This is a genomic window from Streptomyces sp. GD-15H (assembly GCF_045291515.1).
Lineage (GTDB): Bacteria > Actinomycetota > Actinomycetes > Streptomycetales > Streptomycetaceae > Streptomyces.
On record NZ_CP149447.1, the window covers coordinates 7,517,226 to 7,537,603 of the forward strand.

A 20,378-nucleotide genomic window follows, 5' to 3' on the forward strand; every position below is an offset into this window, starting at 1 on the left:
CCGCCGCGGTGAGCAGAGCACACCGCGGGCGGAGGGGCCCCCGGCCACCGGCCTCCCCGCCGGGGCGACCCCCTCCCACGTCGAAGGGACGACGAACACCCATGTTCCATCCCAGACGCACACTCCGGGTCCTGCTGCTGCCGCTCGCCGCGGGATTCTTCCTCACCGCACTCCCCGTCCGGACCGCGACCGCGGCGAGCACCCTCACCAACGGCGGCTTCGAGGCCGACGGTTCAGGAGCGGCCACCCCGGGCGGCTGGTCGGAGTACGGCGACACCGGCACCTCGTACACCGAGTCCGGCGGCCGCGGCGGCGGTCACCGCCTGTCCCACTGGCCGTCCTCGGCCTACCGGGCGGAGACGTACCAGCACCTGCCCGCGCTGACCAACGGCACCTACAAGCTGACCGCCTGGGTGCGCTCAGGCGGCGGCCAGAACACCGCCCACCTCGCCCTGAAGAACTGCGGCGGCACCGAACAGCGCACCGATCTGCCGGTGTCCGCGAGCGACTGGATACGGATCGTCGTGCCCGTCAGGGTGACGAACAACCAGTGCACGATCAGCGTCCACAGCGACGCGAACGCGGGCAACTGGATCAACGTCGACGACCTGACCTTCACTTCGGGCACCTCCGGCCTGACGATCAAGGGCGCCGACATCTCGTCCCTGCCCAAGAGCGAGGACAGGGGCGGTGTCTACCGGACCGCCTCCGGCAGCGCCGGCGACGGCGTCGCCCTCCTGAGGTCCGCCGGCATGAACTACGCCCGCCTGAAGGTCTGGGTGAACCCGGCCGACGGCTACAACAACAAGGCGCGCGTCCTCGCCAGGGCGAAGCGCGTCAAGGCCCAGGGCATGAAACTGCTGTTCGGATTCCACTACTCGGACACCTGGGCCGACCCGGGCAAGCAGGCCAAGCACGCAGCCCGGTCGGGGCACTCCTACGGCCAGTTGAAGACGGACGTGTACCAGCACACGTACGACGTCCTCAACGCCCTCAAGGCCCAGGGCACCACGGCGGACATGGTCCAGGTCGGCAACGAGATCAACGGCGGCATGCTGTGGGACGAGAGGTCCACCAGCAACTGGACGCAGCTCGCGAGCCTGCTCAACTCCGGCTACGAGGCGGTGAAGGCGGTCGCCCGGCCACCACCGTCGCGCTGCACCTCGCCGAGGCGGTGACCTCGACGGCACCCGCTGGCGGTTCGACAACGCCGCGTCCCACGGCGTCCGGTTCGACACCATCGGCCTGTCGTACTACGGCTACTGGCACGGCACCCCGCACGGCTTCCAGACCGCCCTGGACGACGCGGCCTCCCGTTACGGCAAGCCGGTCTTCGTCGCCGAGACGGCCTACCCGTTCCGGCCGGACAGCGAGGACGGGCTCGAGGACATCATCGACCTCACCGAGGAACTCGTCCCCGGCTACCCGGCGTCCCCGGCGGGGCAGACCCGGTGGATGAACGACGTGGCGAGCATCGTCGAGGCCGTCCCGAACGGACGCGGCCTCGGGGTCTTCTACTGGGAGGCCACCTGGACCGTCCGCACCGGCAACGGCTGGGACCCGGCCGACCCGGCCTCCGGCAACGGCTGGGAGAACCAGGCGCTGTTCGGCTACGACGACCGGGTGCTGCCGGCGGCGGCGTGGTTCCGCCACCGGTGATGTGCTGTTCAACCACCTTGTGATCAGGGGGTCGGCTCTCGGACAAGGTGCCGGAGCGCATGACACGGGGGCTCCGGTTGCGGGACAGTGGAGGTACCCGGAGCGGACGCCGGGGCGGAGGTGGACGGCATGGTGGGGACTCCCGCCGACGGGACACGGCTGCACATCCTGACGTGGCTGAGAGAACCCGGCCACGCCGCACACGGCGTCACCGCGGAAGCCGTCGCCGCCCGGTTCGGCATGCCCCACCCGGTCGCCCTCACCCACCTCCGGCTGCTCACGGCCGTCGGCCTGCTGCACACCAGCCACCTTGCCGGACGCCCCCACTACCGGCGTGACGAGGTACGGATCGCCGAGGTCGCGGCGGTGTTCGAGAAGGGCTGGGGGCACACACCACCGCGCGGCGACCCCGGCAGCGTGAAGTGACCCTCTCGCGCCCCCAGGCGTAGGGCCGGCCTTCGGCCGCGAGCGCGTCTCGCGGCGCGGCGGTGGGGCCCGCCGTACCCGCACCGCGACACGCCGCCGCCAACGGTCCCTACTGGTGGAGGCGCGCCCGCACGTCCGGGCCGGGGGCACCCTTGCGCTGCCTCACCGACCGCGCGGTGCGGTCCCGGCACGACTCGGTGTTCCCCGGGGGACCTTCACGGTGAACGTGGCCGGCTGCCTGACGCTCGGCCTGCTCACCGGCGAGGTGGCGGCGGGCGCCGCGGGTTCGCAGGCCCAGCTGCTGCTCGGAACAGGTTCATGCAGCGCCCTGGCCGCGTACTCCGCCTTCTCCTGCCTTTTCCTATGCGACCCTCCGCCTCGCCGAGGCGGGAGCCGCCCGCTATGCCGCCGCGAACGTCGTGGCGAGCGCCGCGGCCGGTCTGGGCACGACGTTCGCCGGCGCGGCCTTGGCCGACGCGCCGGGGGCGTGACGGACGTCCCGGCCGCTCCGTCGCCGCCGGACGGGCCCTGGCCGCGCCCCCGTCAGCGGACCTCGCGCAGTGGTCCCCCCACACTCCTGAGGTGGCGCAGAGCCGTACCGTACGAGGCGAACAGCCCTGTCCGGCAGTACGGGATGTCCAGCTCCGCGCAGTACCGCTCGGTGAGGACCTGGGCCCGGCCGAGGGCGGGCGTGGGCATGCTGGGAAGAGAGGGTGCTCGATCCGGTGGTTCAGCCCGCCCATGAAGACGTCGACGAACACATCGCCCCGACGTTGCGGGAGGTGAGGACCTGACGGCGCAGGGAGTCCAGGCGCTTCCTCTCCCCGATCATCGGCATGCCCTTGCGGGGAGAACACCTGGCGGTGCGCCAGGTCGTGCGCGGCGAGTGCGAGCTGCCCGAAGACCACGGACAGGGCCGCCGCGACGAGCAGGTGGCCCCAGCTGTCGCCCAGGACGAGGAAGGCGGTCACACCTCCCGCGAGCGGGAGGCCAGGGCCCCGAAGCGCAGGGCGCAGTGGAGCGGGCGGCGCCTGAGCAGCCCCTCGGCGGCCATGCGCCGCGACAGTTCGGCGAAGTCGCTCCCCTTCTCGCGGTCACGCGTGGGTGGGGATTCCGGGAGCGCCGTTGGATCGGCCGTGTACTTCAGTATGTGAATGGTTTCCCGGCGGCAGCATGATGTCGACCCCAGAACGTGGGGGTGGACAGCACTCCCGCGAGTACCGGGCCTGCCCCGCTTGACAGCCCTCGCGTTCGCCGCGCACGATCACTTCCGTGAACCTGTCAGACAGTCAGACAGGTGGCAGGGGACCGCGGCGTGTGAGCGCGAGGGAAGCGGTTCTCTCCCACCTCCGCGACGCCATCGAGCGGGGCGCGTACGCGATCGGCGACAAGCTCCCCTCCGAGGGGGAGCTGTGCCGCACCCTCGGGGTCTCCCGGCCCGTGCTGCGCGAGGCTCTGCGGGCACTGCAGACCATGGGCCTGACCGTTTCCAGGACCGGCAAGGGCACCTTCGTCGTGGCCGACGCGGTGGGGGACCCCACGTTCGGCGACTACGCGGCCGGCGACCTGCTGGAGGTGCGCCGCCACGTCGAGCTCCCGGTCGCCCGGTACGCGGCCCGGCGGCGCACCCCCGAGAACCTCGACCTGCTGAACCACCTGCTGGACCGGATGGACCGGGAGACCGACACCACCGCGTGGGTCGCCATGGACACCCTCTTTCACCTCGCCGTGGCCGAGTCCACCCAGAACCCCGTGTTCCGCCGGGTCATCGAGGAGATCCGGGACGCGCTGGCCCGCCAGTCCGCCTTCCTGAACCAGCTGGGGGACCGCCGCGAGCAGTCCAACCGCGAGCACCGGGCGATCGTCGAGGCGCTGACCGACGGCTCCGAGGACGACGCCCTCGCGGCCATGTCCCACCATCTCGACCGCGTCGAGACGACCCTTGCCGCCATCGTGCGCCCGCTGCGCGCGCACGCTCCCACGGACACCACCACGGAAGACCGATCCTGATGAACACCCCCTCCCGCGCAGCCGCACCCCCGGTCCGCGACCCCTTCCACGCCCCCGTCGCCCACCTCGTCCGCGGTGGGGTCGTCGAAGGCGTCCACTACGGTTCCGTCGTCGTCCTCGGAGCCGACGGCGAGGTCCGACTCCGGCTCGGCGACATCGAGGCCGCCTGCTACCCGCGCTCCGCGCTCAAGCCCGTCCAGGCCGTCGCCATGGTGCGCGCCGGGCTGCCGCTCGACGGCGAACTGCTCTCCCTCGCCGCGGCCAGCCACTCCGGCGAGGAACGCCACCTCGCCGGCGCCCGGCGCGTCCTCGCGGGCGCCGGACTCACCGAGGACCACCTGTGCAACGTCCCGGACCTGCCGCTCGGCCCGGCCGTGCGGGACGCCTGGGTGCGCGACGGCCGCCCGCCCTCCCGGCTCGCCCAGAACTGCTCCGGCAAGCACGTCGCCATGCTGCTCACCGCGAAGCTCAACGGCTGGCCCCTGGACGACTACCTCGACCCCGCCCATCCCCTCCAGCGGGCGATCGCCGCGAGCGTCGAGGACCTCACCGGGCAGCGCGTCGCCCGGGTGACCGCCGACGGCTGCGGCGCACCCCTGTTCGCCGTCTCCCTGCACGGACTCGCCCGTGCCGCCGCCCGCATCACCACGGCCGCGCCCGGCACCCCCGAGGCCCGGGTCGCCGACGCGATGCGGGAACACCCCGAGATGGCCTCCGGATCCGGCCGGGACGTCGCCGCCCTGATGCGGGCCGTTCCCGGGCTGCTCGCCAAGGACGGCTTCGAGGGCGTCCAAGTCGCCGCCCTGCCCGACGGACGTGCCGTGGCCGTGAAGATCTCCGACGGCGCCGGCCGGGCGCGTGTCCCGGTGACCGCCGCCGCCCTCGCCCGGGCCGGTGTCGACCCGGCCCTGCTCACCGGATTCGCGGGCGAACCGCTGCTCGGCGGTGGCCGCCCGGTCGGCGACGTCCGCCCCGTTCCCGCGCTCGCCCCGCTCGACCTCTCCGGTGCGCAGGGAGCGGTCCTCGCGGGCCGGGGGATCAACCCGGCACGGCCGGACCCCTCCTGAGCCGCAGGAACAGCGCCACGCCCGCCACGCCCAGCAGCGCGGCGCCCGCGACCGTCCACGCGACCGTCCACTCCGGCTCGTCGCCCCGTACCGCGGAGGCCGAAGCCGGGGCCGGACCGGCCGCGGGCCGGCCCGGGGCTCGGCAGCGACGTGGTCCGCAGGGCGTCCAGCGATCCCACCGGATCGACCCGGCCGGACGCCTCGAAACCCCAGTCCAGCAGCGCGCGTGCCTCCTCGTACACGGCCTCCCCGCCGCCCGATCGGGGATTGAGGACCGTTGCCACGAGAGTGTGCCCGTCCCGGCGGGCGGCCGCCACGAGGGTGTTGCCGGCGTTGCTGGTGTAGCCGTTCTTGATCCCGACGAGGCCCGGGTAGCGATCCACACCGCCGGCGCCGGTGAGCAGCCGGTTGGTGTTGAGGATTCCGTACGATCCGCCGTCACGGCCGGGGAACGTCGCCTCCACGCGGGAGCAGTACCGTGCGAAGTCGGGGCTGTGCAGTCCGGCACGGCCGAAGACCGCCAGGTCGAACGCCGAGGACACCTGGCCGGGAGCGTCGTAGCCGTCGGGCGACTTCACCCGGGTGTCGCGGGCACCCAGGGCGCGGGCCTTGTCCTGCATTCGCTCGGCGGTGACCTGCCAGCCGCCGTTGAGCGCGGCCAGGACGTGCACGGCGTCGTTGCCGGAGCTCAGGAAGACCCCGTTCCACAGGTCGGAGATCCGGTAGGTACGGTCCTCGGCGACCCCGACGCGGCTGCTGCCGGGGCCGATGCCCGCAAGTTCCTCCTCACCGACGGTGTGCCGGAGGCCGCCCGGCAGGACGGGCAGCACGGTGAGGGCGAACAGGGTCTTCAGCGTGCTGGCGGGCGGCAGCCTGCGGTGCGCGTCGTGCGCCGCGAGCACCTCACCGGAGTCGGCGTCGGCCACCAGCCACGATCGGGCGGACAGCTCCGGGACCTCGGGTGCTCCGGCGTGCGGGCGCACCTGTGTGCCGGAGCGGTACAGCAGCGAGTCCGGCGCGGCCCGTGACCCGGAGCCGGGCTGCGGCGCGGGGTTCGGACGCGTACCGGCGGTCGCCGCGGCGGGCGCGAGCGCCAGCAGGCCCGCCGTGCAGAGCGCACAGGTGGACACGGCAGCCCGCGAAGCAAATCCGATAGTCATACCGCAAACGTAGGAAGGGAACTCCGGAGGGCCGTGGTGACCGGGCCGGAGGCCCTCCGCGAGCACCCGGATGCCGCACGCCGTTACACCGGTCAGCCACCGGGCAGGGTCGGCTGGACGCGCCGGAGGAAGGTCGCGTTGTCGGGGGTCTCCCGCATCCGCTCCAGCAGGGTTTCCAGGCCGGCCGCCTGCCCGTCCCGGGGCTGCAGAACCCGCCGCAGGCCGCGTGCGGCAGTCAACTCCGCGGGGGTGAGCAGCCGTTCCTCGCGACGGGTGCCGGACGGGACGATGTCGACGGCCGGGAACAGCCGACGGGAGGCCGCTTCGCGGCTCAGCCGGAGCTCCATGTTGCCGGTGCTCTTGAGCTCCTCGAAGTAGAACTCGTCGGCGCGGGAGCCGGTCTCCACCAGGGCCGAGGCGAGAATCGTGAGCGAGCCGCCTTCCTCTGCCTTGCGGGCGGCGCCGAAGAACCGCTTCGGCCCGATCAGCGCGGACGTGTCGACACCGCCGCTCATGGTGCGGCCGCCGGAGGGGGCGGCGTTGTTGTACGCCCGGCAGAGCCGGGTCAGCGAGTCGAGCAGGATGACGACGTCCTCGCCCGCCTCGACCAGCCGCTTGGCCCGCTCGATCACCAGCTCGGCAAGGGCGATGTGCTGTTTCGCGGGCCGGTCGAAGGTCGAGGCGTACACCTCGCCGCGCACCGAGCGCCGCATGTCGGTGACCTCCTCGGGACGCTCGTCGAGCAGTACGACCATCAGCCGGCACTCGGGGTGGTTGCCCGCTACGGCCGCCGCGAGCTGCTGGATCAGAACGGTCTTGCCGGTCTTCGGCGGGGCCACGAGCAGGCCGCGCTGTCCCTTGCCGACGGGCGCGAGTAGATCGACGACGCGCCCGGCCAGACCGGACGCGGGGTGCTCCAGGCGCAGCCGCTCCCGGGGGTGGAGTGGTGTCAAATCCCCGAAACGGGGCCGGCCGCGCAGCGCGTCGGGCGTACGGCCGTTGACCCGGGCGACCTCGGTGAGGCCGTGCCGGTCGCCGCGCAGCCCCTCGACGTGGTCGCCCTTGCGCAGGCCGTGCCGGCGGAGCAGCGCGGGGGAGACGGCGAGGTCGGAGGTCGAGGGCAGGCAGGTACCGGCCCGCAGATGCCCTTTCCCGGCCGTGTCGATGTCGAGGACGCCGCTGACGGGCTGGGGCTGCTGGTGGACGGAGGGGCGGGCGAGTGTGGTGAGGGTCATGGAGGTCGGGCCTTTCGCGGACGACGGGGGAAGTGCATGTGGCGGAACGGACATACGAAGGGAAGAGGGGAACCGTGCCGGAGGGTGCCTCTGCGCCCCGGGGCTGCGGGAAACAGCACCTCGGCTGTGGCGATGAAGCCCTGCTCACGAGGTGGTGTGGAAAGCCGGACGGCCGGTCGGAAACGACGGGCGGATCGGCGAACCGATGAAAAAACCGAGAGAAGAACTGGCACCGACGCCTGCGGCATGCATGTGGGCGCTATACGAGTGCTTCTCCCAAGATACCATGGAGTGCAGGGCGTACGAGCCGGAGAAGGGCACGCCGGGACGGTCGGCGGGCCCTGGGGCGAAGCCGGTCGGGCGATCGAGTGGTATTCCGCCGTTCCCGCGCGCGTTCAGGCCGAGCGGTCCTGCGCCTCACGCGCGATCATCTCGAACTGCGCGCCCATGGCAGCCGCGAGCGCCTGCGCACCGGACAAGGGGCGCACCATCACGGAGAGTTCGTCGATACGGCCGTCGTCGTCGACATGGATGAAGTCGCAGCCCTCGATCTCGCGGTCGCCCACCCGGGCGGCGAAGACGAGCGCGTGGTCGCGGCCGTTCACGTCGTTGATCTCCCGGAGGTACCGGAAGTCCTCGAAGACCCCCGCCACCGCGCGCAGGATCGCCGCCGTGATCGGCTTGCCGGTGTAGGGCTTGAAGACGAGCGGGCTGGTGAAGACGACGTCCTCGGCCAGCAATGCTTCGGCGGCGTCCATGTCGTGCGCCTCGACAGCCTCGCGGAATGCCCGCATCACAGCTCCTCACCTCAACGGATCGCACAGGTGCGGACGAGGCTAGCCCTTCGGCCCCCCTTCGGGCAGGACTTGGGTCTAGGCTGGTCCGATGTTCAGCCCCGAAGGCCCGCGTCTGCGTGAACTCGCCGTCCAGGCGCTGTCGTCCGTGGAGCGCGGGTACGACCTCCTCGCGTCGAAGTTCGACCACACCCCCTTCCGTACGCCCGACTCGGTGCTCGACGCCACCGCCGGGACGCTGCGGAGGCTGGGACCGTTCGACGCCGGGCTGGATCTGTGCTGCGGCACCGGTGCGGGCATGGACGTCCTGGCGCGGGTGTGCCGTCGAAGCGTCACCGGCGTCGACTTCAGCGCGGGCATGCTCGCCGTCGCGCGCGAGCGGACCCGGCCCGGGGGACCGCCGACCGGTCATGTGCGGGCGGACGCGCGGGCGCTGCCGTTCGGGCCCGCCTTCGACTTGGTGGTGAGCTTCGGGGCATTCGGCCACTTCCTGCCGCGCGAACTGCCGGAACTGTTCGCCCAGGTCCACCGCGTGCTGCGGCCGGGGGGACGGTTCGCCTTCCCGGTGGTCGCTCCGCCCCGGCCGGGCTCACTCGCGTACTGGATGCTGCTGGGCTTCGACGCGGTGATGCGGGTGCGCAACGCGGTGTGGCGCCCGCCGTTCGTCATGTACTACCACGCCCTCCGCTTCGGCGACCTCCGGCGTGAGCTGGACCGGGCCGGATTCCGGGTCGAGCTCCACCCGCTGCCCGGTTTCGGGCAGCGGCCGGACGGCAGCCCCCGGGTCCGCCTGGTCGTCGCCCAACGGCCCGAGGAGTAGCCGGAGCGCGCCTTCTCAGAGGTACGAGCGCATCCAGCGGAGCTTGACCGCCTCCTGGAAGGGGCCGCCGCCCTCGTGGTCGTTGAAGTCGTACACCTCGATGGACTTGTCGTCGTGCGTCCAGGCGTTGAAGGCGGCGAAGACCGTCGAGGGCGGGCAGGTCTGGTCCTCGAGGGCCGCCGAGAACAGTGCCGGGGCGCGGCCGCGGGCGGCGAAGTGCACGCCGTCGAAGTAGGACAGGGTGCGCAGGGCGTCCTCGGTGCGGCCCCGGTGCGTTCTGAGGAAGAGCCCGATCTCCCGGTACGGGTGCCGGTCGGTGAGCGTTGCGGCACGCGGGAAGTCGCACAGGAACGGTACGTCCGGGGCGACGGCCGCCAGGTCCGGGACCAGGCCGCCCACCGCTAGGGTGACGCCGCCGCCCTGACTCGCGCCGACGGCCGCGGTGCGGGCCGCATCGGTCAGCGGGTGCGCGCGGGCCGCCTCCACCGCGCGCACCGCGTCCGTGAACACCCGACGGTAGTAGTAGTTCTCGGGCGCGTCGATGCCGCGCGTCATGAACCCGGGGTACGCCGGTGCGCCGCCCACCGGGTCCGCCGTGCCGCCGCCGGCGCCCCAGGCGCTGCCCTGGCCGCGGGTGTCCATCACGAAGTGCGCCCGGCCCGTGGACGCCCACAGCAGATGCTCGTGGGGCAGACCGCGGCCACCGCCGTAGCCGACGAACTGCACGACCAGCGGCAGCGGTTCCTCGGCCCCGGCGGGCAGCGTCAGCCAGCCCTTGACCGGGTGGCCCCCGAAACCGGCGAACGTCACATCGAAGACCCGCACCGTGGACAGGCCCGTGTCGACCGGCTCGAAACGGGCGTCCAGGTCGTGCTCGCGTGCCTCCGCGAGCGTCTTGGACCAGAACGCGGCGAAATCCTCCGGAGCCGTGGACGCGCTCCGGTACTCGCGCAGTTCGTCGAGCGGAAGGTCGAACAGGGCCATGAAGCACCGCCTTTGTACGGAGACAGTACGAAGCGATCACACCGTACGTGGGCCGCGGGAGCAGTCGCCAGACCACGTGCGGGACTCCGTCCGCGCTCGATGCGAGAACAGAGACCCACAGGTAAAGGGCATGGAAAGCGCTTGTGCTCGAGGGGGCGGCCGTCCTACGGCGGCCCAGGCGCGGCGCGGGTCAGCCGAAGCGCTCGATACGGATCCGGTCCACGGGCTGGCCGGCCGCGACAAGCAGCCTGGAGGCATGCTCGGCAAAGGAGTTGGAACCGCACACATAGGCTTCCCACCCACCCTCAGGGGCATCGGCCAGGAGCGGCGCCACATGTGCGGCCGCCATCCGTCCCACAGCCACACCCTCCGGCGCGCTCCGCGTGAACACGGGCTGGGTCTCCGCGCCGAACTCGCCCCGGTAGATCAGCTCCTCGGGGCTGCGCGCCGACACCAGCAGCCGCAGGGGCAGGGACAGGCCCCGGGCCCTGTGGTGCCGCACCATCGACATCAGCGGGACCACGCCCGAGCCGGCTCCACCAGCAGCGCGGGCCGATCGCCCGGCCAGGCGAAGAAGCCGCTCAGCGGGCCGCGCACCTCGACCCGGTCACCGGGCCGGGCCACCGAGTGGAACCAGCCCGAGACCTCGCCGCCCGCCACATGGTCCAGGGTCAGCTCGATGTGCCCGGAGTCGTCCGGCGCGGACGCGATCGAGTAGTGGCGCTGGGCCACATAGCCGTCCTCGGCGGTCAGCCGCAGCAGCAGATGCTGACCCGGCACATGTCCCGGCCAGCCGGGCACGGCGAAGCGGAAGGTCGCGGCGCGTGGGGTCTCGCGGCGGATCCCGGTCAGTGTCGCCGTCCGCCACACCGAGGCCGTCTGCTCGCTCACACCGATGCGTCCGGGCACGGCGAACCGCGTCGGCGGAGCGAACCGGGTGGGCGGAGCCAAACCCTCCGGCCCTCGCGGCAGTGTCACTCGCTCAGTCACCGGAGTACCGCTGCTCCTCCCAGGGATTGCCGCGCGCGTGGTAGCCGTTGCCCTCCCAGAAACCCGGCTCGTCGTGGTCGAGGATCCGCAGGCCCGCGATCCACTTGGCGCTCTTCCAGAAATACAGGTGCGGCACGATCAGCCGGGCCGGGCCGCCGTGCTCGGGCGGGAGCGGCCGGCCGTCGTACTCCCAGACGATCCAGGCCCGCCCGCCGGTCAGGTCGGCGAGCGGCAGGTTCGCGGTGTAGCCGGTGTGCGAGTAGGCGACGGCATGGGTGGCGGACCCGTCGGGCCGGACGAGCTCCATGAAGGCGTCCAGGGAGACGCCGCCGAACCGCACCCCGAACTTCGACCAGCCCGTCACACAGTGGATCGCGCCCTCGTACGCCGAGGCCGGCAGGGCGTGCGCCTGCTCCCAGCTCCAAGTACGGGGCTCGGCCACCAGCCCGTCGATCCGGAATGTCCAGTCGGCGGGCGCGAGGTCGGGGGTGACCTCGGCGGACAGCACGGGCCATTCGTCGCCCGCGTCGTACTGGCCGGGCGGCAGACCGGGATGGTCCACGCGGGGGCGGCCGGTGAAGCCGCGGGTGATGTTCACGTGATCGGCGATTCCGTTGCGAGTGGTACTCAGGTGATTCCGGCTTCAACCGTACGGGGTGCCGGAGACCATCCGCACACCGATCCCGCCCGCCGGCCCCGGCCGAACCGTCGGCACCCCCGCCCGCCCCACCGGCCTCGATCACGCCCCGCCGTGTGCACCGCGCCGTACGAAAACGCGCCGCACGGCCGGCCACGTCGTCGGGTAGTGTGGCGAACCGGCTGCGGACGGTCCCGGCCGTCGACGGCCCAGGGAGGTGAGACCCATCACCGCTGTGTCAGGTCGGGTGCTCTCACCTCGAAGCGACGCGGATCACCCGCAGTAGGTGACCGCGGGAGCGCCCTTCGGCTCCCGAAAGGCTTTCGCCGCCATGCCGTCCCAGTCCCCCTCGCCCGTCCCGCAGTCCTCCCCCGGTTCTCTCCCGCCCGTCGGCCGCCCGCCGGGCCGCCCCCCGCCCCGCCTTCCGCGCCCGTCGATCGGGATTCCGTCGTGGTCGCGCTGCGCGCCGCGGGCTGTGTCTTCGCCGAGGAGGAGGCCGAGTTGATCCTCGCCGCCGCGCACACCCCGGACGACGTGACCCCGATGGTCGCGCGCAGGGTGCGCGGGCTCCCGCTCGAACTCGTCGTCGGCTGGGCCGAGTTCCGGGGCCGGCGGATCGCCGTGACCCCCGGTGTCTTCGTACCCCGGCGCCGTACCGAGTTCCTCGTGACGCAGGCCCTCGCCCAGGCACCCGACGCGGCCGTCGTCGTGGACCTGTGCTGCGGTTCGGGCGCCGTCGGTGTGGCTCTGGCCGACGGGCTCGGCGCGGTCGAACTGCACGCCGCCGACATCGACCCGGCCGCCGTGCGCTGTGCCCGCCGCAATGTCGCGGACGCCGGCGGCCAGGTGCACACCGGAGACCTGTTCGAGGCGCTGCCCGGAACGTTGCGCGGCCGGATCGACATCCTCGCGGCCAATGTGCCGTACGTGCCCAGTGGCGAGATCGGTCTGCTCCCGCCGGAGGCCCGTGACCATGAGCCGCGCGTCGCACTCGACGGTGGCGCGGACGGGCTCGACGTGCTGCGCCGGGTGGCCGCCGGGGCCCCCGACTGGTTGGTGCCCGGCGGGTGCCTCCTGGTCGAGACGAGCCGCCGACAGGCGCCCGAGGCCGCCGCCGTCCTCACCGGTGCCGGACTGCGGACCCGCCGGGCCGCATCCGAGGAGGAATACGCCCATGTCGTGATCGGCGTCAGACCGTAGGACCGCCCGCGCGTTCCGCACCGCCGGGAGCCGTCGCGCGGGCGATGAGCAGGGCCACGTCGTCGAAGTTGTCGGGCTCGTGCAGCGCGCGCAGCAGCAGGTCGCACACGTCCTCGAGGGAGCGGTCGGGGCCGTGCAGCAGCGTGAGCAGGCGGTCGAGACGTTCGTCCAGCGGGTGCCGGCGGGTCTCGACGAGGCCGTCGGTGTAGAGCACCAGCCGGTCGCCCGGCTCGATCCCGACGACGGTCGTGGAGAACTTGACGCCGCCCACCCCCAGCGGCACCCCGGTGGGCAGATCGAGCAGTTCCGGGGTGCCGCCGGCCCGTACCCGTACCGGCGGCAGATGTCCCGCGTTGGCGATCAGGCACTGGCGCTCACGGGGGTCGTGGACGGCGTAGACACAGGTGGCGATGGCATCCTCCAGCTCGCCGACGATCCGGTCGAGGTGCTTCAGGAGCACCGCCGGATCGAGGCCGAGCGAGGCCAGCGTGTTCGTCGCCGTGCGCAGCCTTCCCATGGTGGCCGCCGCCGGGATGCCGCTGCCCATCACGTCCCCCACCACGAGGACCGTCCTGCCGCCGCTCAGCGGGATCACGTCGAACCAGTCACCGCCCACCTCGCTGGTGCTGCCCGCCGGCTGGTAGCGGGAGGCGACCTCGAGCCCGCCCGTGACGGGTGGGTGGCTGGGCAGCAGACTGCGCTGCAGGGTGAGCGCGGCGTCGCGGGCGCTCTGGTACCAGCGGGCGTTGTCGATCTGCACCGCCGCGCGGGCGGCCAGTTCCCGGGCCAGCAGCAGATCGTCCTCGTCGAACGGCCGCGGATTGCCGGTGCGTTTGAGGTCGAGCGCGCCCAGCACCTCGCCGCGCGCGGTGAGCGGCACGGCCAGATACGAGTGCACACCCGCCCGGCCCAGCAGTTCGGCAGCCTGGGCGGAGCGGGCGATGCGGGTGAGGTGCTCGTCCTTCACGTGCGGCAGCATCACGGGCAGGCCGGTGCGTACGCACTCGGTGACCAGCCGGTCCGGGCCGTACCGGGCCACCCGGCCCGGCGGATCGGCCGCCCGCAGGGCGTCGTCCGAGCCCACGCCCCGGAGCGCCAGCGCCCGGATCATCGCCGGCTCGGCCGGGGCGAGGGTGCTGCGGTAGCCGCGGACCACCGAGTCCAGCAGATCCACGGCCGCCACGTCGGCCAGCTCCGGCACGGCCACGTCGGCCAGCTCACGGGCCGTACGCTCCAGGTCCAGGGTGGTGCCGATCCGCACCGAGGCGTCGGCGACGACGGCCAGCCGGCGCCGGGCCGTCTCGGCCTCGACGGCCGCCCGGTGCTGCTCGGTGATGTCCACCACGGACACGGCCACGCCCAGCACCGAGCCGAGCGCGTTCTCCAGCCGGTAGAGCGAGACCGACCAGGCGTGGTCCTCCTCGGGGTCGGCCGGGGTCCGGCCGATCATGGACCGGTCGACGACCGGCTTCCCGGTGTCCAGGACCCGGCGGGCCGCGGCCTCGATGGCATCGGCGTTCAGCCGCGGCAGCGCCTCGCGGACTGTGCGGCCCAGATGGTCGTCGGCCGGCATGCCGTTGATCTGTTCCAGTGCGGGGTTGACCGAGACGTACCGCAGACCGGTGTCCAGTACGGCCAGCCCGATCGGGGACTGGGCGACGATCCGGGTGGACAGCGCCACGTCCCGCTCCAGCCGGCGCACGGTCGACTGGTCGACCGCGAGGCCGAGGGCGTAGACGGCGCCGCGCTCGTCCGTCAGCCGCGTGTTGCGGAACTCCACCATCCGGGTGCCGCCGTCCTTGCGCCGGATGGGGAAGGCCCCTGCCCAGCTCTGCCCGGTGCGCATGACGTCGGAGAACAGCTTGACCACCAGGTCCAGATACCGCTCGTCCACCATGATACGGGCGGCGTACCGGCCCAGCGCCTCCTCGGCGCTGTACCCGAACAGTTCCTCGGCCTGAGGGCTCCACAGGACGATCCGCCCCTCGGGATCCAGCACCACCGAGGCCACACGCAGCACGTCGAGCAGCCCGCTGGGACGGACCGGCCCCGATGCCGTTCCGTCGCCCTCGACCAGGGGTGACTCGGCTGCACTCATCGCACGCCCCGCCTTCGCCGATTCTCACGGCACGCCGTCGCTGTGCCGACATCCCTTGTTCTACCGCGCGTGGGGGGCGATTTTCCGCTGCTCCGACTGACTCCTCCCCTCAGGCGGGGACCCCGCGCTCCCCCGGGCACGCCGGTGGTGCGCGGGTAGTACTCCCGCGCGGGCGGTGTTTCCCCGGGGAGGGGCGGGGAAGCCGGTGTGGCGACGAGAGGAGCGATCACGATGGGCAGTGAGCGAGCGCACCCGGAATCCGTCTCGGTCGAGATCAGCGGGTGCGACAAGCGTGACGCGCGGATCGTGCTCGACACGCTGTGTGCGTGCTACGCGTCCGACCGGTGCCCCGACGACGTACCGGAGAAGTTCCACGAGACTCGCCCGATGGTGTGGCTCGGCACGTTCGACGTCGCCGCCCCGCAGGAGGGCGGCGCCCGCCCGGCCCGGCTGTCGTCGTCGGTCGACGCCGACGTGTACGGCGGCTACTGGGCTGTCGACCAATTCCGTACCACCCTGGACTCCCTGTTCACGGTGCACGACCTGAGCACGGTCTCGGGCGACCAGGAGGAGGAACTGCACATCCGCCTCGAAAGCCGGTGACCTGCCGGGGCACCCCCTGGACACGGCGGCGCGCACGGACACCCCCGACGGTCCTCCGCGCCGCCGGCCCACTGTGCTCTCCGTCATGTTTGTGCAACTAGTTGCATAAGCAGGTGCGCGTCCTCTACAACAGAGGCAAGACACCGCGCACGGAGGGCCCGATGAGCCGTTACCCGCACCTGTTGACACCTCTCGACCTGGGCTTCACGACCCTGCCCAACCGGATCCTCATGGGCTCCATGCACATAGGCCTCGAGGAGGCCGAGGGCGGCTTCGCGCGCATGGCCGAGTTCTACGCCGCCCGCGCCCGCGGCGGCGTGGGCCTCATCGTCACCGGCGGCGTCGCACCCAACGACGAGGGGCGGCACTTCGAGGGCGGCGCGAAGCTCACCACCGACGCGGAGGCCGAGCAGCACCGGGCCGTCACCGAGGCCGTGCACCGCGAGGGCGGGCGGATCGCCCTGCAGATCCTGCACGTCGGCCGGTACGCCTACCACCAGGACCTGGTCGCCCCCAGCCCGCTCCGGGCGCCGATCAGCCCCTTCACGCCCCGCGAACTCACCGACGCCGAGGTCGAGCGCACCATCGACGACTACGTCCGCGCCGCCCGCCTCGCCCGGCAGGCCGGCTACGACGGCGTCGAGATCATGGGTTCCGAGGGATATCTGATCAACGAGTTCATCGTCGAGCAGACCAACCGGCGCACGGACCGCTGGGGCGGCTCGTACGAGAACCGGACGCGCTTCCCCCTCGAGATCGTCCGCCGGGTGCGCGAGGCGGTCGGTGAGGACTTCATCGTCATCTACCGGCTCTCCATGCTGGACCTCGTCCCCGGCGGCTCGACCCTGGACGAGGTGATCACCCTGGCTCGCGCCGTCGAGGCGGCCGGCGCCACGATCATCAACACCGGCATCGGCTGGCACGAGGCTCGCATCCCCACCATCGCCACCTCGGTGCCGCGCGGTGCGTACACCTGGGTGACGAAGCGTCTCATGGGTGAGGTCTCGGTCCCGCTCGTCACCACCAACCGCATCAACACCCCCGAACTCGCCGAGGAACTGCTCGCCGAGGGACACGCCGACATGGTGTCGATGGCCCGCCCGATGCTCGCCGACCCCGACTTCGTCGCCAAGGCCGCGGACGGCCGGTCCGAGGCGATCAACACCTGCATCGGCTGCAACCAGGCCTGCCTGGACCACACCTTCAGCGGGCAGATCACCTCCTGTCTGGTCAATCCGCGTGCCTGCCACGAGACCGAGCTGGTGCTGTCACCGACCAGGCACCGCAAGCGCGTCGCGGTCGTCGGCGCCGGCCCGGCCGGGCTCGCCTGTGCCGTCAGCGCCGCCGAACGCGGCCATGAGGTCACCCTGTTCGACGCCGCGAGCGAGATCGGTGGCCAGCTCAACGTCGCGCGGAAGGTGCCCGGCAAGCAGGAGTTCGACGAGACCCTGCGCTACTTCCGTACCCGGCTCGCCGAATTGGCCGTGGACGTACGCCTGGACACCCGGGTCACGGCCGACGACGTCGCCGGCCACGACGAGGTCGTCGTGGCCACCGGCGTCAGCCCCCGCGTGCCCGCCCTCCCCGGCATCGACCACCCGAGCGTGCTCGGCTACCTCGACGTGCTGCGCGACGGCGCCCCCGTCGGCGACCGGGTCGCGGTCCTCGGCGCGGGCGGCATCGGCTTCGACGTCGCCGAGTTCCTCACCGACGGCGGCGACAAGGCGCACGAGGACCCCGAGACGTATCTCCGTCGGTGGGGCGTCGACCTCGACCACCGCACGCCCGGCGGTCTCGCCGCACCCGAGCGGCCCGCCCCGCCGCGCACCGTCCACCTGCTCCAGCGCAAGACGTCCAAGGTCGGCGCGGGTCTCGGCAGGACCACCGGCTGGATCCACCGCACCGAACTCCGCCACCGCGGTGTCACCATGGTCTCCGGGGTGCGCTACGACCGTATCGACGACGCCGGTCTGCATGTCACCGTCGACGGCGAGAGCACCGTCCTGGAGGTGGACACGATCGTCCTGTGCACCGGCCAGGAACCGCGCCGCGACCTGTACGAGGAGCTGGTCGCCGCCGGGCACGCCGTCCACCTGATCGGCGGCGCCGACCTGGCCGCCGAACTGGACGCCAAACGCGCCATCAAGCAGGGCACGGAGCTGGCGGCGGCCCTGTAGAGCGGCGCGGCCCGTACCTAGGATTGAGTCCATGTCACTCCCGCACGCGATCCTCACCGCCCTGCTCGAGAAGCCGTCGTCCGGGCTGGAGCTGACCCGGCGCTTCGACAAGTCGATCGGCTACTTCTGGTCCGCGACGCATCAGCAGATCTACCGCGAGCTGGGCAAACTGGAGGCCGAGGGCCTGATCCGAGCCCTGTCCGCCGAACAGCCCACCCGCGGGCAGAGGAAATCCTACGAGGTCCTGCCGGCGGGCCGCGCCGAACTGGCCCGCTGGACCTCCGCCTCGCAGGATCCCAAGCCGCTCCGCGACGCGCTGCTGCTCCGGCTGAGGGCGGCGGTGGTGGTCGGCACCGGGGGGCTCGAGGCCGATCTTCGGCGTCATCTGGAGCTGCATGAAAAGCAGCTGGCGGAGTACAGGGGCATCGAGCAGCGCGACTTCCCGCCCGGCAGGGACGGCAGGGACGACCGGCTCCGGCATCTGGTGCTCCGGGCCGGCATCGACCTGGAGACCTTCTGGACCCGGTGGCTCGAGCATGCGCTGACGGAGTTCGCGGAGCTGTCGGACACCGAGCGGAAGGAGCGGACCGGGCGGGCTCGACCGACCAACTCGCCGGGCTTCGCCCCCACGGATCCGTCCGACTCCGGGCGTGCGGAATCGGACGGTTCGGGCTCCGGAGGGAAGTGACGCCGGCCGCCCGACCGGAGCGCGTCGGACGTGGTGGCGGCCGGCGCCGTCTCAGAGGCGGTCCGGCTTGCTGCGTCGCCGCAGGTACCAGGCCGTGGCGACGAGGCCGGTGCCGACCAGCGTGCCGCCGGCCACCAGTGTCACCGTGCCGTAGTCCGTGGAGCCGCCGCCTATGCCGCCCAGCACCCCGAGGGACGGCGAGGGCGAGGCGGAGACCGTCGGACCGGGCGTGGGAGTGGACGCGGAGGCGACGACGACGGACTGCGTGCCCGCGGTGGTCCCGTTCGAGCACATCACGATCACCGTGTGGGTTCCCGAGCCGACGCCCGACCAGGCGGCGGACTGCCCCGAGCTGGTCCCGGACAGCGCCACCTGGCGGCCCTGGGAGAAGTTCGACTGGCTGCTGTCGAGCAGTGAGGCGGTGCCCCAGCTGCCATTGAGCTGGGCGCACGCGGTGGTGGTGACGGAGACCGTCGAACCGGTGGTGCTCACGGAGATCCCGGGGCCCGAGGCGGCCGGGCCCGCCAGGGTCAGCGGCAGCGCGGCGGCGACTGCCACGGTCAGACCGGAGCGGAGCAGTGGCTTCGAATAGCGCATGTGAACTGCCTTCCGGCGGCACGGTTGGCGGTACATCCCTTGCGCCGCCGAGGATCGGGGAACGCCCGTGCTGCCACGGGCCCAGCCAATGCGCACCCGACCCACGGCGCATTCCGGCCGCCGCCGGGCAGGTGACGACTGCAGTCGCCCGGACGAAGGCAGGCTCAGCGGCGCGTGCCCGTCGTCACCGTGCGCTCCGCCGAGAAACCTCCCCAGGTCCCGTCCGGCAGCTTGGCCCGGATCCGTATCCGATGGGTGACCCCCGCCTCCTCGCCCGCGTAGAAGCTGTACGTCGCCCGGCCGCGCGGCGCGTCCCCTCCGTAGACGAGTGAGGTGGCCGCGCGGCCGTCCAACCGCACCTCGTACTCGGTGATCACCCCGTCCACGCGCGGCGGCACCCAGCTGAGGTCGATGCGGTACGCCCCCTCGGACCGGTGACTCGTGGCGCGGAAGCCGGTGGGCGCCGCGGCGCGGCCGTCGTCCCGGCCCGGTGTGGTGAGGCGGACGGTGGCGCCGGCGGGGGAGAGGTTGTCGGCGGCGTCCCGCGCCCGGACGATGAAGGCGTAGCGGGTGCCGGGCCGCAGCCCCGTCACCACGGTGGCGGTCCGACCCCCGCCGACGCTGTGGATCTTCGTCTCTCCCTGGTGGACGTCGTACGAGAGCACGCCCCGGTCGTCCGTCGAGGCCGACCAGGACAGCTGGACCGCCCGACTGCCGACCGCTGTACCGCGGACGTCCGTGGGACGGCTGGGCGCGGACCGGTCGGCCGCCGTGGCCGAGGGTGTCGTCGCCCGGACCTCCTGGCTGCGCGGTCCGAGCCGCCCGTCCGCGTCCCGCGCCCGCACGGTGAAGGCATACATGGTGGCGGGCCGGAGCCTGGTGACATCCACCATGTGTTCGGAACCGGGTACTTCCTTGACCTTTGTGGTGCCCCGATACACCTCGTACCGGCTCACCTCGGTGCTCGCGGCGGCGACGGTGTTCCACATGACATGCACGCTGGTGGCGCTGCCGGCCTCGGCCGTGACACCCGTCGGAGCTCCGGGCGGCCGTTCACCGCCGCTCCCGCTCCCGGATCCGCTCCCACCGCAGGAGACGATCAGCAGGAGCCCGCCGCAGAGCGTGCCACGGAGCACCCCGCGCAGCGTGCCACGTCGGCGCGGGGGCACGGCGACAGGAACGCCTTGCACGGCTCTGCCTCCCGAGGACACAGGAAACGGCAATATGGTCCAT

The 20,378-nt window shown here is 72.6% G+C and carries 14 protein-coding genes and 6 pseudogenes; 10 read left to right on the forward strand and 10 right to left on the reverse strand.

The window, feature by feature from the left end; genetic code table 11:
* Positions 1-101 precede the first annotated feature (101 nt).
* The 3 genes and pseudogenes from WJ438_RS35550 (at position 102) to WJ438_RS35560 (ending at position 2,576) form a co-directional block, all read left to right on the forward strand.
* Positions 102-1,659, forward strand: a pseudogene (locus WJ438_RS35550) (arabinogalactan endo-beta-1,4-galactanase).
* Between the two features lie 129 nt (positions 1,660-1,788).
* Complete coding sequence (locus tag WJ438_RS35555; RefSeq protein ID WP_406728836.1) at positions 1,789-2,085, forward strand: helix-turn-helix domain-containing protein; 297 nt, start codon at positions 1,789-1,791, stop codon at positions 2,083-2,085.
* 152 nt (positions 2,086-2,237) lie between these two features.
* Positions 2,238-2,576: pseudogene (locus WJ438_RS35560) on the forward strand (fluoride efflux transporter FluC).
* A gap of 52 nt (positions 2,577-2,628) precedes the next feature.
* On the opposite strand, the pseudogene WJ438_RS35565 reads toward WJ438_RS35560, so the two are convergent.
* Positions 2,629-3,232, reverse strand: a pseudogene (locus WJ438_RS35565) (fatty acid desaturase family protein).
* A gap of 125 nt (positions 3,233-3,357) precedes the next feature.
* On the opposite strand from WJ438_RS35565, the gene WJ438_RS35570 reads away from it, so the two are divergent.
* Entirely contained in the window at positions 3,358-4,095 is a 738-nt protein-coding gene (locus WJ438_RS35570; protein ID WP_406728837.1) for a FadR/GntR family transcriptional regulator, read from the forward strand.
* Complete coding sequence (locus WJ438_RS35575) at positions 4,095-5,162, forward strand: asparaginase (protein ID WP_406728838.1); 1,068 nt, start codon at positions 4,095-4,097, stop codon at positions 5,160-5,162. Before WJ438_RS35570 ends, WJ438_RS35575 begins: the two co-directional genes overlap by 1 nt.
* A gap of 323 nt (positions 5,163-5,485) precedes the next feature.
* On the opposite strand, the pseudogene WJ438_RS35580 reads toward WJ438_RS35575, so the two are convergent.
* The 3 genes and pseudogenes from WJ438_RS35580 to WJ438_RS35590 form a co-directional block, all read right to left on the reverse strand.
* Positions 5,486-6,322 (reverse strand): annotated as a pseudogene (locus WJ438_RS35580) (D-alanyl-D-alanine carboxypeptidase family protein); the annotation flags it as partial.
* A 92-nt stretch (positions 6,323-6,414) separates the two neighbouring features.
* Positions 6,415-7,557, reverse strand: coding sequence for a transcription termination factor Rho (rho, locus tag WJ438_RS35585; protein WP_406728839.1), 1,143 nt, complete (start codon positions 7,555-7,557; stop codon positions 6,415-6,417).
* Positions 7,558-7,952: 395 nt separating this feature from the next.
* Positions 7,953-8,351: a nuclear transport factor 2 family protein gene (locus WJ438_RS35590; RefSeq protein ID WP_406728840.1), complete on the reverse strand. Its 399-nt coding sequence runs from the start codon at positions 8,349-8,351 to the stop codon at positions 7,953-7,955.
* A 91-nt stretch (positions 8,352-8,442) separates the two neighbouring features.
* Here WJ438_RS35590 and WJ438_RS35595 point away from each other — a divergent pair, with 91 nt between their 5' ends.
* Positions 8,443-9,171: a class I SAM-dependent methyltransferase gene (locus WJ438_RS35595; RefSeq protein ID WP_406728841.1), complete on the forward strand. Its 729-nt coding sequence runs from the start codon at positions 8,443-8,445 to the stop codon at positions 9,169-9,171.
* Between the two features lie 15 nt (positions 9,172-9,186).
* Here WJ438_RS35595 and WJ438_RS35600 read toward each other — a convergent pair whose 3' ends face one another.
* From WJ438_RS35600 to WJ438_RS35610, 3 genes and pseudogenes are all read right to left on the reverse strand, one after another.
* Complete coding sequence (locus WJ438_RS35600) at positions 9,187-10,155, reverse strand: acetylxylan esterase (RefSeq protein ID WP_406728842.1); 969 nt, start codon at positions 10,153-10,155, stop codon at positions 9,187-9,189.
* A 190-nt stretch (positions 10,156-10,345) separates the two neighbouring features.
* Positions 10,346-11,064, reverse strand: a pseudogene (locus WJ438_RS35605) (ferredoxin reductase).
* Positions 11,065-11,137: 73 nt separating this feature from the next.
* Positions 11,138-11,743 carry a sulfite oxidase-like oxidoreductase gene (locus WJ438_RS35610; protein ID WP_406728843.1) on the reverse strand — a complete coding sequence of 202 codons (606 nt, stop codon included), beginning with the start codon at positions 11,741-11,743 and terminating at the stop codon, positions 11,138-11,140.
* 489 nt (positions 11,744-12,232) lie between these two features.
* Between WJ438_RS35610 and WJ438_RS35615 the strand changes: the two genes are divergently transcribed.
* A complete protein-coding gene (locus WJ438_RS35615; protein WP_406728844.1) occupies positions 12,233-12,982 on the forward strand; it encodes a putative protein N(5)-glutamine methyltransferase in 750 nt (249 codons plus the stop codon).
* Here the strand turns inward: WJ438_RS35615 and WJ438_RS35620 are convergent.
* Complete coding sequence (locus tag WJ438_RS35620; protein WP_406728845.1) at positions 12,972-15,080, reverse strand: SpoIIE family protein phosphatase; 2,109 nt, start codon at positions 15,078-15,080, stop codon at positions 12,972-12,974. The two genes, WJ438_RS35615 and WJ438_RS35620, sit on opposite strands and share 11 nt — an antisense overlap.
* A gap of 231 nt (positions 15,081-15,311) precedes the next feature.
* Between WJ438_RS35620 and WJ438_RS35625 the strand changes: the two genes are divergently transcribed.
* The 3 genes and pseudogenes from WJ438_RS35625 to WJ438_RS35635 form a co-directional block, all read left to right on the forward strand.
* The gene (locus tag WJ438_RS35625) at positions 15,312-15,683 is read left to right on the forward strand and encodes a hypothetical protein (protein WP_406728846.1); all 372 of its coding nucleotides are present in this window, start codon (positions 15,312-15,314) and stop codon (positions 15,681-15,683) included.
* Positions 15,684-15,844: 161 nt separating this feature from the next.
* The gene (locus WJ438_RS35630) at positions 15,845-17,860 is read left to right on the forward strand and encodes an FAD-dependent oxidoreductase (RefSeq protein WP_406728847.1); all 2,016 of its coding nucleotides are present in this window, start codon (positions 15,845-15,847) and stop codon (positions 17,858-17,860) included.
* A gap of 31 nt (positions 17,861-17,891) precedes the next feature.
* Positions 17,892-18,434: pseudogene (locus WJ438_RS35635) on the forward strand (PadR family transcriptional regulator); the annotation flags it as partial.
* Between the two features lie 165 nt (positions 18,435-18,599).
* Here WJ438_RS35635 and WJ438_RS35640 read toward each other — a convergent pair.
* Together WJ438_RS35640 and WJ438_RS35645 are read right to left on the reverse strand one after the other, a co-directional pair.
* Entirely contained in the window at positions 18,600-19,145 is a 546-nt protein-coding gene (locus WJ438_RS35640; RefSeq protein ID WP_406728848.1) for a hypothetical protein, read from the reverse strand.
* 164 nt (positions 19,146-19,309) lie between these two features.
* A complete protein-coding gene (locus tag WJ438_RS35645) occupies positions 19,310-20,290 on the reverse strand; it encodes a fibronectin type III domain-containing protein (RefSeq protein WP_406729909.1) in 981 nt (326 codons plus the stop codon).
* Between the last annotated feature and the right edge of the window lie 88 nt (positions 20,291-20,378).

Excerpts from the sequence above, each read along its gene's own strand:
- WJ438_RS35640 (WP_406728848.1), bottom strand. The coding sequence starts at position 19,145 with ATGCGCTATTCGAAGCCACTGCTCCGCTCCGGTCTGACCGTGGCAGTC.
- WJ438_RS35620 (WP_406728845.1), bottom strand. The coding sequence starts at position 15,080 with ATGAGTGCAGCCGAGTCACCCCTGGTCGAGGGCGACGGAACGGCATCG.
- WJ438_RS35555 (WP_406728836.1), top strand. The coding sequence starts at position 1,789 with ATGGTGGGGACTCCCGCCGACGGGACACGGCTGCACATCCTGACGTGG.
- WJ438_RS35625 (WP_406728846.1), top strand. The coding sequence starts at position 15,312 with ATGGGCAGTGAGCGAGCGCACCCGGAATCCGTCTCGGTCGAGATCAGC.
- WJ438_RS35575 (WP_406728838.1), top strand. The coding sequence starts at position 4,095 with ATGAACACCCCCTCCCGCGCAGCCGCACCCCCGGTCCGCGACCCCTTC.
- rho (WP_406728839.1), bottom strand. The coding sequence starts at position 7,557 with ATGACCCTCACCACACTCGCCCGCCCCTCCGTCCACCAGCAGCCCCAG.
- WJ438_RS35630 (WP_406728847.1), top strand. The coding sequence starts at position 15,845 with ATGAGCCGTTACCCGCACCTGTTGACACCTCTCGACCTGGGCTTCACG.
- WJ438_RS35590 (WP_406728840.1), bottom strand. The coding sequence starts at position 8,351 with ATGCGGGCATTCCGCGAGGCTGTCGAGGCGCACGACATGGACGCCGCC.
- WJ438_RS35600 (WP_406728842.1), bottom strand. The coding sequence starts at position 10,155 with ATGGCCCTGTTCGACCTTCCGCTCGACGAACTGCGCGAGTACCGGAGC.
- WJ438_RS35595 (WP_406728841.1), top strand. The coding sequence starts at position 8,443 with ATGTTCAGCCCCGAAGGCCCGCGTCTGCGTGAACTCGCCGTCCAGGCG.